This window comes from Sinimarinibacterium arenosum, assembly GCF_005047655.1.
Lineage (GTDB): Bacteria > Pseudomonadota > Gammaproteobacteria > Nevskiales > Nevskiaceae > Solimonas.
Map to the genome: position 1 here is coordinate 553,626 of NZ_SUKF01000001.1, position 12,233 is coordinate 565,858.

At 64.2% G+C, this 12,233-nt stretch carries 15 protein-coding genes; 6 read left to right on the forward strand and 9 right to left on the reverse strand.

Annotation, left to right across the window (positions count from 1 at the left end):
* Positions 1–136: 136 nt before the first annotated feature.
* Both E4T66_RS02600 and E4T66_RS02605 read left to right on the forward strand, forming a co-directional pair.
* A complete protein-coding gene (locus tag E4T66_RS02600; RefSeq protein ID WP_136847334.1) occupies positions 137–1,360 on the forward strand; it encodes an argininosuccinate synthase in 1,224 nt (407 codons plus the stop codon).
* Positions 1,361–1,868: 508 nt separating this feature from the next.
* Positions 1,869–2,204, forward strand: coding sequence for a high-potential iron-sulfur protein (locus tag E4T66_RS02605; RefSeq protein WP_136847335.1), 336 nt, complete (start codon positions 1,869–1,871; stop codon positions 2,202–2,204).
* A 72-nt stretch (positions 2,205–2,276) separates the two neighbouring features.
* Here E4T66_RS02605 and E4T66_RS02610 read toward each other — a convergent pair whose 3' ends face one another.
* Positions 2,277–3,113, reverse strand: a complete 837-nt coding sequence (locus E4T66_RS02610; RefSeq protein ID WP_136847336.1) for a mechanosensitive ion channel family protein — start codon at positions 3,111–3,113, stop codon at positions 2,277–2,279.
* A 74-nt stretch (positions 3,114–3,187) separates the two neighbouring features.
* Between E4T66_RS02610 and E4T66_RS02615 the strand changes: the two genes are divergently transcribed.
* Positions 3,188–4,060 (forward strand): alpha/beta fold hydrolase, encoded by an 873-nt coding sequence (locus tag E4T66_RS02615; RefSeq protein WP_136847337.1) that lies wholly within the window; start codon positions 3,188–3,190, stop codon positions 4,058–4,060.
* A gap of 59 nt (positions 4,061–4,119) precedes the next feature.
* Here E4T66_RS02615 and E4T66_RS02620 read toward each other — a convergent pair whose 3' ends face one another.
* The 8 genes from E4T66_RS02620 to E4T66_RS02655 form a co-directional block, all read right to left on the reverse strand.
* Positions 4,120–4,323 carry a hypothetical protein gene (locus E4T66_RS02620; protein ID WP_136847338.1) on the reverse strand — a complete coding sequence of 68 codons (204 nt, stop codon included), beginning with the start codon at positions 4,321–4,323 and terminating at the stop codon, positions 4,120–4,122.
* A 44-nt stretch (positions 4,324–4,367) separates the two neighbouring features.
* Positions 4,368–5,096 (reverse strand): LPS export ABC transporter ATP-binding protein, encoded by a 729-nt coding sequence (gene lptB / locus E4T66_RS02625; RefSeq protein WP_136847339.1) that lies wholly within the window; start codon positions 5,094–5,096, stop codon positions 4,368–4,370.
* Positions 5,093–5,692 carry a lipopolysaccharide transport periplasmic protein LptA gene (gene lptA, locus E4T66_RS02630; RefSeq protein WP_169577445.1) on the reverse strand — a complete coding sequence of 200 codons (600 nt, stop codon included), beginning with the start codon at positions 5,690–5,692 and terminating at the stop codon, positions 5,093–5,095. Before lptA ends, lptB begins: the two co-directional genes overlap by 4 nt.
* Before the next feature lie 4 nt (positions 5,693–5,696).
* Positions 5,697–6,257: an LPS export ABC transporter periplasmic protein LptC gene (lptC, locus tag E4T66_RS02635; RefSeq protein ID WP_136847341.1), complete on the reverse strand. Its 561-nt coding sequence runs from the start codon at positions 6,255–6,257 to the stop codon at positions 5,697–5,699.
* A gap of 1 nt (position 6,258) precedes the next feature.
* Positions 6,259–6,777 carry a KdsC family phosphatase gene (locus E4T66_RS02640; protein WP_136847342.1) on the reverse strand — a complete coding sequence of 173 codons (519 nt, stop codon included), beginning with the start codon at positions 6,775–6,777 and terminating at the stop codon, positions 6,259–6,261.
* Positions 6,777–7,748, reverse strand: coding sequence for a KpsF/GutQ family sugar-phosphate isomerase (locus tag E4T66_RS02645; protein ID WP_136847343.1), 972 nt, complete (start codon positions 7,746–7,748; stop codon positions 6,777–6,779). The genes E4T66_RS02640 and E4T66_RS02645 overlap by 1 nt, the downstream gene beginning before the upstream one ends.
* Positions 7,749–7,760: 12 nt before the next feature.
* A complete protein-coding gene (locus E4T66_RS02650; RefSeq protein WP_136847344.1) occupies positions 7,761–8,735 on the reverse strand; it encodes a calcium/sodium antiporter in 975 nt (324 codons plus the stop codon).
* A gap of 86 nt (positions 8,736–8,821) precedes the next feature.
* Positions 8,822–10,258: a cryptochrome/photolyase family protein gene (locus tag E4T66_RS02655; RefSeq protein ID WP_136847345.1), complete on the reverse strand. Its 1,437-nt coding sequence runs from the start codon at positions 10,256–10,258 to the stop codon at positions 8,822–8,824.
* A 56-nt stretch (positions 10,259–10,314) separates the two neighbouring features.
* Here E4T66_RS02655 and E4T66_RS02660 point away from each other — a divergent pair, with 56 nt between their 5' ends.
* Genes E4T66_RS02660 through E4T66_RS02670 form a run of 3 tightly spaced genes read left to right on the forward strand, consistent with a single transcriptional unit; the run spans position 10,315 to position 12,231 of the window.
* The gene (locus tag E4T66_RS02660) at positions 10,315–11,247 is read left to right on the forward strand and encodes an ABC transporter ATP-binding protein (protein ID WP_136847346.1); all 933 of its coding nucleotides are present in this window, start codon (positions 10,315–10,317) and stop codon (positions 11,245–11,247) included.
* Positions 11,244–12,011 (forward strand): ABC transporter permease, encoded by a 768-nt coding sequence (locus E4T66_RS02665; protein ID WP_136847347.1) that lies wholly within the window; start codon positions 11,244–11,246, stop codon positions 12,009–12,011. Before E4T66_RS02660 ends, E4T66_RS02665 begins: the two co-directional genes overlap by 4 nt.
* Position 12,012: 1 nt before the next feature.
* The gene (locus E4T66_RS02670; RefSeq protein WP_136847348.1) at positions 12,013–12,231 is read left to right on the forward strand and encodes a BolA family protein; all 219 of its coding nucleotides are present in this window, start codon (positions 12,013–12,015) and stop codon (positions 12,229–12,231) included.
* Positions 12,232–12,233 lie beyond the last annotated feature (2 nt).

The following is a 12,233-nucleotide window of genomic DNA, read 5'->3' on the forward strand; positions in this document are numbered from 1 at the left end:
GGGTCGTAGTAGCGTTATAGGATATCCGGAATCACCCGCCGGGTCGGTTCGCGGCCCCGCAGCGGCACCGCGGGACATATAATCTCGCCCCCCGCGCCGATCGTCGGCGCGACCGTCCAATCGCAGGGTTTTACCTATGAGCAAGCAGGGCTCGGCCGTGCGCAAGATTGCGCTGGCCTATTCCGGTGGTCTGGATACTTCGGTCATTCTCAAGTGGCTGCAGGATGTCTATCAGGCCGAAGTCGTCACCTTCACCGCCGATATCGGTCAGGGCGAGGAGCTCGACTCGGTGCGGCCGAAAGCGCAGCAGTTTGGCGTCAAGGAAATCTTCATTGACGACCTGCGCGAAGAATTCGTGCGCGATTTCGTGTTCCCGATGTTTCGCGCCAATGCCGTCTATGAAGGCGAGTATCTGCTTGGCACTTCGATCGCTCGACCGCTGATCGCCAAACGCCTGGTCGACATCGCACGGGAAACCGGATGTGATGCCATCGCCCATGGCGCCACCGGCAAGGGCAACGATCAGGTCCGGTTCGAGCTCGGTGCATACGCGCTCTGGCCCGAGGCCAAGGTGATCGCGCCGTGGCGCGAGTGGGACCTGAACTCGCGCGAAAAGCTGCTGGCCTATGCCGAGACGCACGGCATTCCCATCGCCAAGAAGAAGGACGGCGGCTCGCCGTACTCGATGGACGCCAATGCGCTGCATATCTCCTATGAAGGGGGCGGCCTGGAGGATCCGTGGTGGTGCCCGCCGGATGACATCTGGCGCCTGACGGCCAACCCTGAAGACGCGCCGGACGAAGCTGAGATCGTCACGATCACGTTCGATCGTGGTGACGCAGTGGCCGTCAACGGCCAGCCGCTGAGTCCTTTCGGCGTGCTGGACGCGCTGAACCGACTCGGTGGCCGTCACGGCATCGGCAGGCTCGACATCGTCGAGAACCGCTACGTCGGCATCAAGTCGCGAGGCTGCTACGAAACACCGGGAGGCACCATTCTGCTGAAGGCCCACCGGGCGATCGAGTCCCTGTGCCTTGATCGCGAACAGGCTCACCTGAAGGATGAGATGATGCCGCGCTATGCGCATCTGATCTACAACGGCTACTGGTTCTCTCCGGAACGCCGGGCACTGCAGGCTCTGATTGATGACACCCAGCAGCGGGTCAATGGCGAGGTGCGTCTGAAGCTGTTCAAGGGCAGCGTCTACAACGCCGGACGGCGCTCGGACGATTCCCTGTTCGACGCGACCCTGTCGACCTTCGAGGACGATCGCGGCGCCTACAACCAGAAGGATGCCGAGGGCTTCATCCGTCTGAACGGGCTGCGCCTGCGCACCTCGGCCAAGCGCGATCAGCGATAAGTTCTAACGTGGTGAGTCCTGCGCACCGTTTCCCTGCGCAGGCTTTTCACGCCTCCCGCACCCACCTGTACCGGGCGCGCCCGGTACAGGGCACCGTGTCGGCGTGATCCGCGCACCGCAGCCAAGCGCGATCAGCGATAAGTTCTAACGTGGTGAGTCCTGCGCAGCGTTTCCCTGCGCAGGCTTTTCACGCCTCCCGCACCCACCTGTGCCGGGCGTACCCGGTACAGGGCACCGTGTCGGCGTGATCCGCACATCTCTCTCGATTGATCAGCGCGACGCTCTGGAACAGAGTTCGGATTGCCCGATGAGGCGCCCGGTTCCTGAATGCCAGATGAACCTGAAGGGCTGTGCCCGCTGACAAAGCGCCGTTCGTCAGATACTCCCCCCAGTTCCCCGCTTTGGGTGCCGATTTGTGACGCGGCGTTGATGTGAATCAGGTTAGGATTCGGTCCGGCGGCGTATAGTGCCGTCATTAGCCAGCCATTGATCGAAGAAGAGGCCAGCCATGAATCAGAACACCATGTCCCGTCGCGCACTGCTGCGCGGTTTTGCCACCGGTCTTGCGGTGCTGCCGGCACTGCAGCTCGGTTCCGCTGCCGCTGCCGACGCGGCAACGCTGTCGGAGACCGATCCGAGCGCGCAGGCGCTGGGTTACGTTATCGACGCGACCAAGATCAATTCGGCCAAGGAAGCAGCGTACAAGGCCGGCAGCGCATGCCACTCGTGCGCGCTGTATCAGACCGCGCAGGAAAGCGGCGGCCATGCGCCGTGCGCCGCATTCCCGGGCAAGGTGGTTGCTTCGGGCGGCTGGTGCCGCGCCTACGCTGCCAAGCCGGCCTGATCGACGCTTGAAGCCGTCAGACGCCCCCGCGGACATCGCGTCCGCGGGGGCGTTCTCGTTTGCGGAAGGTGATCAGGCGCCAGTCGGGGGTGTCGGCAGGTGCACGGTCATCTGCGGGAACGGAATCTCGATACCTTCGGCGTCGAACGCGAGTTTGATGCGCTCGGTCAGATCGCAGCGCGTCGCCCACCAGTCGCCGCTGTTGACCCAGCCGCGTACGGCAAAATTGACCGAGCTGTCGGCAAGTTCCTTGACCTGCACGCTGCGCTCAGGCTGCGCCAGGATGCGCTTCTCTTCGGCCAGCAGGCGATCCAGGATCCGCTTGGCCTGGAGCAGGTCCGAGCCGTAACCGATCCCGATCGTCAAATCGATCCGTCGCGTCGGCAGCGCACTGAAATTGGTGATGGTGTTGCCGGTCACACTGGAGTTGGGTACCACCACGATCTGGTTGTCCGGCGTCTTCAGGATGCAGTGGATGATCTTGATCTCATCGACGGTGCCGAGGATGCCACCGATCTCGACAACGTCGCCGACCTTGAATGGACGGAACAGGATGATCATCACGCCGGCCGCCAGCGACGACAGCTGTCCCTGCAACGACAGGCCGATCGCCAATGCGGCGCCACCGAGGACTGCCGCGGCGGAAGTGGTGTTGACCCCGAGCTGGCCCAGTGCCGAAATCACGACAATGGCCAGTGCGACGCCATAAGCGACGTTGCCGAGGAACGACGTCAGGGTTTCGTCAATCTTGCCGCGACGCATCGCGCCCTGCAGCAAGCGCACCAGCAGGCCGGCCAGCCACTTGCCGACAACGAATATTGCAAGCGCAGAGACCAGTCGTACCCCCAGGGGCAACGCGAGGTCGACCCATTGCGAGGCTTCACCGATCCGGTCCAGCGAAAAGTCCATTACAGTCTCCATATTGAGTGCGAGGGGCATGATAACGAACACGCTCCGGGACACAGCCGAGCGGAGCGTGAGCAATGAGTACGGAAGAAGCGATCCAGCGGATGGATCTGGGTCGGATAGAGCTGGCCTATCTGGAGCACGGCCAAGGGCCGCTGGTGCTGTGCCTGCACGGTTTCCCGGACACCGCATACAGTTTTGTACCGGTGATGCAGCGGATTGCTGCAGCAGGCTACCGCGTGGTCGCGCCGTTCATGCCAGGCTATGCTCCCAGCGGCTTGGCGCGCGACGGCGATTACCGGATTACGACCATTGCACAGGACATGCTGCACCTGATCGACGCGCTGGGTGAACGTCGCGCGCTACTGGTTGGCCACGACTGGGGTGCGATCGCAACGTATTTCGCCGCGACGATGGATCCGCAACGTGTACCTGCCGTCGTTACCGGGGCCATTCCGCATCTGCATCATTTCCTGTTGCGCCCGACACTGCAGCAGCTGAACCGTTCGCGTTACATCGCCTATTTCCAGCTGCGCGGAATCCCCGAGCGCCGCATCGTCGCGGATGACTTTGCCTGGTTGCTGCAGTTGATCCGGCGTTGGTCGCCGAGCTGGGCGTTTACCGAGGCTGATCTCGAGCCTCTGAAGGCAACCCTGTCACAGCCCGCGCACCTCGCTGCTGCCTTGGCTTATTACCGTGCGCTGCCAGGGCTGCTGGCCAGCCGGCTGAATTGGTCGCTGATTCGACAGCCTTTACCCGTTCCGGCAAAGGTGATCTACGGGTCCGAGGACGGTTGCATGGGTGCCGAGCTGTTTGCAGACCAGACGTATTGTTTTGGTGCGGACTATGAGCCGGTTCGTTTCGAGGGGGCGGGGCATTTCATGCAATGCGAACAACCCGAACGCTTCGCCAACGAAGTCCTCGCCTTCCTGGCGCAGCATCCGCTGTGAAATGCCCCGCCACTCGCGGTCGCTTGCATCCCCGCTGACGCGGGGGCCCTGCGCGCTGCTCATGGCGGTACTTCATGCAATGCGAACAGCCCGAACGCTTCGCCGACGAGGTCCTTGCCTTCCTGGCGCAGCATCCGCTGTGAAATGCCCCGCCACTCGCGGTCGCTTGCATCACTGCTGACTCTGGACCCCTGCGCTGCCCGCGGCGGTGCTTCAGCAATGCGGAACAAGCTGAACGTATTGCTGGCGAGGTGACCGATCATTAGTCCTGCACCGCTCGGGATCGGTGCTTGCGCTTGAAGCAAGCTCAGAGGTGGAACGATTCGCCGAGGTAGACCTTGCGCACGGTCTCGTTCTGCAGCAGGACATCCGGCGCCCCTTCGGCAATGACCTGACCTTCAGCCAGGATGTAGGCGCGGCTGCAGATGCCGAGGGTCTCGCGCACGTTGTGGTCAGTGATCAAAACGCCGATGCCGCGCTCGCTCAGTTGATAAACGATGGCCTGAATGTCGGCGACGGCGATCGGATCAACGCCGGCAAAGGGTTCGTCGAGCAGAATGAAATGCGGATTCGCCGCGAGCGCACGGGCGATCTCGACGCGCCGACGCTCGCCGCCGGAAAGCGATTGGCCTTCGGCTTCGCGAATATGCGTGATGTGCAGTTCGCCGAGCAGGCGGTCCAGTTCCACCTTGCGCTGGCTGCTCTTGAGGTCGTCGCGCAGTTCCAGGATCGCCATGACGTTGTCGGCTACTGAAAGCTTGCGGAAGACGCTGGCTTCCTGGGGCAGATAACCAATGCCGAGGCGGGCGCGTGCGTGCATCGGCAACGCCGTGATGTCTCGGTCGTTCAGCAGGATGCGACCGCTGTCGGCGCCAACCAGGCCGACGATCATGTAGAACGAGGTGGTCTTGCCGGCGCCGTTGGGTCCAAGCAGGCCGACGATTTCGCCGGCTTCAAGGTTCAGTGACACGTCTCGCACGACGGTGCGCTTCTTGTAGCGCTTGAACAGATTCTCTGCGACCAGCCTGGATGTCACGGCGTTTCTCCGCGGTCATCGCTCGCCGGGGGCGTGGTGTCCGGACTCGGGATCGGTGGGGTCTCGGCTTCCGGTGCGACGTCGTGCTCCGGTGGTTGAATCACAATGCGGACCTGGCCGCTGTCACCGCCGGAAGCACGAATCCGGCGCTGTGCCACGATGTAGTCGATCTGCTCGCCGTTGATCTGATCGCCGCCACGTGTCAACTCGGCGCCACCGGTCAGACGGACGACACCGGTGCGCGAGTCGTAGTCGATCTGCTGCGCCTGCGCGCTGACCGGTTGCGCAGTCAGGCCTTCGGCACCGGCGGTGCCGCGATGATTGAGGCGGGCCGGCGAGCCGGTGATGTGTGCTTCGAAGTTGTTTCCCGCGCCCTGAATGACGGTCATGCTGCTGCCGCGCAGTTGCAGGTTTTCCGAGCTGAGCGAGACGTTTCCGCTGTATTGCGCGGTGCCACCCTGCACCCATTCGGCGCGATCGGCCGTCAGCGTGACCGGGCCGGTCGGGCGCAGCGCGTTGAGCTCATCGCGAGAACCGGACTGCGCCCAGGCGCTTCCGCTTACGGCCAGCGTGACGGCGAGCGTCAGCCCTAGCATGCAGTCACTGCAGCGGCGCATGGTGCACCTCGACTTGATCCAGAAATTCCACGCGTTCTCCTGTCCAGTCTGCCTGCATGCCGATGGCGTCCAGGCTGCGTCCCGGGGCTTCGGCGCGAACGGCCGCCGGGCTGCTGATCGTGCGTGCGTCAAAATTCACCCACAGCTGCGGCGTGTGCAAAGTCACGTCATCCTGCTGTGGCGCCTGACCATCGACGATGACCTGTGGTTCCAGCAACAGACGCTTCTGACCGGCCGGAACGCTACCGCGATCCGAGGTCAACAGCCACGCGCCCTGAGTGCCGCCGAGGTGCCGCACCGACACGGCTTGCAGCAGCATCGAGGCATCATCGAAATAGTCGACGCTGTTCGCAGTAACTTCGAACAATGCAGCGCCGGTATCGTCATAGCGCATCCAGTCAGCGCCTTCGAGATGGTAGCGGGGGCGCTGGACGGTTGCCTCCGGCTCCGCCAGTTCCTGCGGCTGGAAGCTGCGCAGTGTCAGCCACACAGACAGCGCCAACATCAGGGCGAGGCCCGGCAGCAGGACGACGTTGCGCGGCACGTCAGTACGGCAGGCGCTGCTGCGCCGCGAGGATCAGATCGATCGCTTCGCGCACGGCGCCGTGGCCGCCGCTGTAGCGGCTGACCCAGTGCGCGCATTCGAGCGCGCTGGGGTGGGCGTCGGCGACGGTCATTGCCAGGCCCACGCGCCGCAGCAGCGGCAGGTCGGGCACGTCGTCACCGATGTGCGCGCACTCTGCATCGGTCAGGCCCAGTTCGGTGCGAATGCGCAGATACGCGGGCTCCTTGTCTTCGGTGTCGAGCGCAATGTGATCGATCCCCAGCCATTGCAGTCGCTGTCGCATCGACTCGGAGGGGCGTCCGCTGATGACGGCGATGTGCAGTCCCTGTTTGAGGGCCAGCTTGATGCCGTAGCCGTCGCGGACGTAGTTGGTCTTGGTCTCTTCGCCGTTCGGTCCGATATAGAGCTTGCCGTCGGTGAGGACGCCGTCGATATCGAGGAACACGCAGCGGATGGCCTGCGCGCGCTCGTGGATCTGGGCTTCGTCGGGCCGCGTCATCACACCACTCCGGCGCGTAGCAGATCGTGCATGTGCACGATACCGACCAGATGCTGGTCGGCATCCTTGACCAGCAGTGCCGTGATCTTGTGCTGTTCCATCATGGCCACGGCTTCGGCTGCCAGCTTGTCCGACGTGATCGAGTAGCCGCCCGCGGTCATGACATCGGCAATCGAAGCGGTGCGCACGTCGATGCCCTGATCGAGGATGCGACGCAGGTCGCCGTCGGTGAACAGGCCGATGACCTTGCGCTCGTTGTCGAGCACCGCGGTCATGCCCAGGCCCTTGCGCGTCATTTCGAGCAGCGCCGCGGTCAATGGCGTTTCAGGCGCGACCACCGGCAGGCGCTCCCCTCGGTGCATCACATCGGAAATCTTCAGCAGCAGACGTCGGCCCAGCGAGCCGCCTGGATGGGACAGCGCGAAATCCTCAGGAGTGAAGCCGCGGGCTTCAAGCAGTGAGACGGCCAGCGCATCGCCCATCGCCAAGGTCGCGGTGGTGCTCGCGGTCGGCGCCAGATTCAGAGGGCAGGCCTCCAGTGCGACCGAAACGTCGACATGCACGTCAGCTGCCTGCGCCAGGGTTGACTGCGGCTTGCCGGTCATCGCGATCATCGGCGCGCGCATGCGTTTGAACAGCGGCAGCAGGGTGATGAGCTCTCCGGTTTCACCCGAGTACGAAATGGCGAGGACGACGTCCTGGCGCGTGATCATGCCGAGATCCCCGTGGCTGGCTTCTCCGGGATGCACGAAGAACGCCGGGGTGCCGGTCGAGGCCAGCGTCGCCGCCAGCTTGCCGCCGATATGTCCGGATTTGCCCATGCCGGTGACGACGATGCGACCCTTGCAGCCGAGCATGATCTGGCAGGCGCGGACGAAACTGTCGTCAACGCGGGCGAGCAGCGCGGTCAGCGCGTCGCGTTCGATTTCCAGCGCACGGCGCCCAAGGGCTTTGAGTTTTTCTGGATCCATGTCGAGCCGGTTCTAGCCGGAGGCTGCGGAAGCCAGCAGTATAAGGGTGTAGGCGATGTAGACGCCGAGCAGCAGCGCACCGTCGACGCGTTCGACTTTCAGTGGGTGGCCGCGCAGCCCCGAGGCCGAGGCGAAAAGCAGCAGCATCGTCGCGATCATGATCGGAATGTCACGCCACAACAGCATGTGATCTGGTATCGCGCCGGGTACGATCAGCGCTGGCGCGATCAGGATGGCCAGGATGTTGAACAGGTTCGAGCCGAGGATGTTGCCGATGGCAATGTCGTGCTCGTTTTTCAGCACCCCTGCGACGCTGGCGGCCAGCTCCGGCAGGCTGGTGCCGATGGCAACGATGGTCAGGCCGATCACCAGGTCGGACACGCCCATCATTCGCGCCAGGTTGACCGCGCCCCAGATCAGCAGCTGCGACGAAGCGACCAGCATTAGCAGGCCGAGCGCGATCCAGAGCAGCGCGCGTCCGGTGCTGATGGCCGGAGGGACTTCCACGGCCATTTCACTGGCCAGGGGATCGGCAGTGCCGCGCCGGGCCGCGCGCACGCTCCAAACCAGGAATGCGATCAGCCCTGACGCCAGCAGCAGGCCGTCGATGCGTGTCAGCGCTCCGTCGAGCACCATCAGCAGCAGGGCGACACTGGCCGCCAGCGCCATCGGCAGCTCGCGACGCAGGATGCCGGACTGCACGTCCAGCGGTCGGATCAAGGCGCAGATGCCGAGGATCAGTGCGACGTTGGCGATGTTCGAGCCCACTACGTTGCCCAAGGCGATGCCGCTGTTGCCCTCGATCGACGCCATCGTCGAGACCGCCAGCTCCGGGCTGGACGTACCGAAGCCGACCACGACCATGCCGATCACCAGCGGGGACAGGCCCGCGGCACGGGCCAGGCCGGACGCGCCCAGCACGAAGCGGTCGGCGGACCAGACCAGCAGGGCGAGACCCGCAACGACGGCAGCGACAGACAGAAGCATGGGGGATCCGGTGACCGGGGGAGCGGAATCTTAGCGGAAGCGCGCTGCCTCCGGCGCCAGCGGGCTGACGTATCGCGCCGCGTTCCTCATGCGGGAACCGCGATCTGGCGCAGCGCCGCATACGCCGCCAGTGCGCGTTCACGGCTGGCGCGGAGATCGACGATCGGTGCCGGATAGCCCCGCTTCTGCGCCTGTGCCGTCGGCGGGGCGTGCCGCTGTGCGGCCGGCAGCGCGGTCAGCTCCGGCACCCAGCGCGCAATGTAATGGCCCTCGGCGTCGAATCTCTGTGACTGCAGCGCCGGATTGAAGATGCGGAAGTACGGCGCGGCATCGGCGCCGCAACCGGCGACCCACTGCCAGCCCAGCGTATTGCTGGCCAGATCGGCATCAACCAGCGTGTCCCAGAACCAGCGTGCGCCCGCCTGCCAGGGGATCAGCAGGTTCTTGGTCAGGACGCTGGCAACGATCATGCGCACACGGTTGTGCATCCATCCGGTGGTCCACAGCTCGCGCATGCCGGCGTCGACGATCGGAATGCCGGTGCGACCCTGTTGCCAGGCGTGCAGATCCGCCTCCGCCGCATCGCCCTGGCGCCACGGGAAGTCCGCGAAGCGCGCATGCAGGGGCGCATCAGGGGAGTACGGAAAGTGAAACAGCAGGTGATGGGCAAACTCGCGCCAGCCCAGTTCGCGCAGGAAATGTTCGGCGTCGGTCGCCAGGTGGGGCGACTCGGCCTGCTCGGTCAGTACCGCGGCGTGAATTTGCCGGGGTGACAGTTCGCCGAAATGCAGATGTGGTGACAGTCGCGATACCGAGGAGCGGTCGGGATAGTCGCGCCCCTGGTGGTAGTCCGCCAGTGCAGTGTCGGCGAATGTCCGCAATCGATGCAGCGCACCGGCCTCGCCGGGAGTCCAGTGTGCATAAAACCCCTGATCCCAGCCGATCCTGGGCAGTAATCCGAGAGCGGCCAGCGGTTCGCCGGTGGGTCGCTGTGTTGGCGACGGGATTTGAGCAGGCGCCGGAATGGGCGATGGCAGCGGCAGCTGTGTCGAAAGCCTGCGCCAGAACGGGGTGAAGACACGGTAGGGGTCCCCGGTCGCGGTGCGGATCAGTGCCGGTTCGTGCCAAAGATTGGCCTGAAAGCTTTGCACGTCGATGCCCTGTGCGCGCAGCGCCGACTTGATGGCGCGATCGCGCGCAATTGCAGCCGGTTCGTACAACCTGTTCCAGAGCACCGCGGTGGCGCCAGTCCGTTCCGACAGCGCGTTCAGCTGTGACAAGGCATCGCCCTGCAGGATGACCAGCGCGCTGCCACGGGCCGCGAGATCGGCCGCCAGGGCGGCCAAGCTGTGATGCAGCCACCAGCGGCTGGCGGCGCCGGTGGACCAGGCGTCGAGGCTGTCGTCGTCGTGAATGTAGACCGGAATGACCGTTCGGGCGCTCTCCAGCGCAGCTTGCAAGGCGGGATTGTCCGTCAGGCGCAGGTCGCGGCGGAACCAAAGCAGCGCGCAGTCGTGTGTCATGTCGTCGGTATCTCGTTCCAGCTGGCCAAATCGAAAGCCCCTATAATCCGCGGCCTATGCAAACGGCCATCGCTATTGCCGGTGTCCGCAAAACCTACGGCCGTCTGACTGCTCTGCGTGGGATCGATTTCTCGATCCGGCAGGGCGAGTTTTTCGGGTTGCTGGGTCCCAATGGCGCCGGCAAATCCACTCTGATCAGCATCATCGCGGGTCTGACGCGCATGGACGCGGGTCAGGTCAGCGTGATGGGTTACGACACCGTGCTGCAGTTTCGCCAGGCGCGTCGGCAGCTCGGCGTGGTCCCGCAGGAACTGGTGTTCGATCCATTCTTTACGGTGCGCGACATGCTTCGGATTCAGGCCGGTTACTACGGCTGTGGCCGCGAAGCCTGGCCGTGGATCGACGAAATGCTGGAACGGCTGGATCTGAGCGAGAAGGCCGGCAGTTCAATGCGCGCGCTGTCCGGGGGCATGAAACGTCGCGTGCTGATCGCCCAGGCGCTGGTGCATCGGCCGCCGGTGGTGATCCTCGACGAGCCGACCGCGGGTGTCGACGTTGAGCTGCGCCGCACGCTGTGGGAATTCACCACCGAGCTGCACCGCCAGGGTACGACCGTGGTGCTGACCACGCATTATCTGGAAGAGGCCCAGGAGTTGTGCGAGCGCATTGCGATCCTGGACAAGGGCGCGCTGCAGGTGATTGAGACTACGCCGCAACTGCTGGCACGCCATCCGTTCCGGTTTCTGCGGTTGAAACTGGCCGACGGTTCGGTCTTGCCGGAAAGCCTGCGGCCGATGGTTGTCGGCGAGGTCAATGGCGCGATCGAGCTGAAGCTGGAATCCGGCAAGCACCCGATCGCCGGCGTCTTTGTCGCGCTGCGCGATGCCGGTATCGCGATTGAGGACGTGCAGACGCGCGAGCCGGACCTGGAGGACATCTTCGTCGAGCTCACCGGCGAGCACGCGCGACCGCAGGAGGCCGGCGCATGAGTCCGGATCAGATCGGGTTTCTCACGCTGCTGAAAAAAGAGGTCAAGCGCTTCTGGTCGGTGCTGGGTCAGACCGTGACCGCGCCGGTGATCACGACCGTTCTGTATCTGCTGGTGTTCGCCCAGGCGATGAAGGACCGCTCCTCGGCCTACGACGGCATCAGCTACACCCAGTTCCTGCTGCCGGGCCTGGTCATGATGGCGGTAATCCAGAACGCATTTGCCAACACCTCATCGTCGATTGTGCAGTCCAAAATCATGGGCAATCTGGTGTTCCTGCAGATGGCGCCGCTGGGGCCGTTCGAGTGGTTTGGCGCCTATCTGCTGGCAGCCTTGCTGCGGGTGACGCTGGTCGCGATGGCGATGCTGGCGGTGACCCTGCCGTTTGTTTCGCTGCCGATTCAGGCCCCGTGGGCGCTGCTGGCGGTGTTCCTGCTGTCCGGCTCGAGTCTGGCGGTGATCGGCCTGATTGCCGGCATCGTCGCCGAGAAGTTCGATCACATTGCCGCATTCACCAACTTCTTCATCGTGCCGTTGTCGTTCCTGTCCGGCGTGTTCTATTCGGTGCACGCGCTGCCGACGCTGTGGTATCAGGCCAGCCACCTGAATCCGTTTTTCTACATGATCGACGGCTTCCGCTATGGCTTCTTCGGTCAGGCTGATGCGCCGATCGCGCTGAGCCTGGCCTGGTGCGCGGGGTTTTTCGTGTTGTCATCGGCCGTGTGTCTGCGCATGCTGATCACCGGCTACAAGCTCAAGAAGTGACATGACTAAAGAACAGATCCAGACAATGATCCAGACCGGCCTGCCCGATGCGCAGGTCACGGTGTACGGCGATGATGGCCAGCACTTCGAGGCCGAGGTGATCTGCGCGGACTTTGCCGGCAAGCCGATGCTGGCGCAGCATCGCATGGTCTACGCGACGCTGGGCGAGACCATGGGCCGCGAGATCCATGCGTTGCGTCTGCGCACGCGCGCCAGCTGATT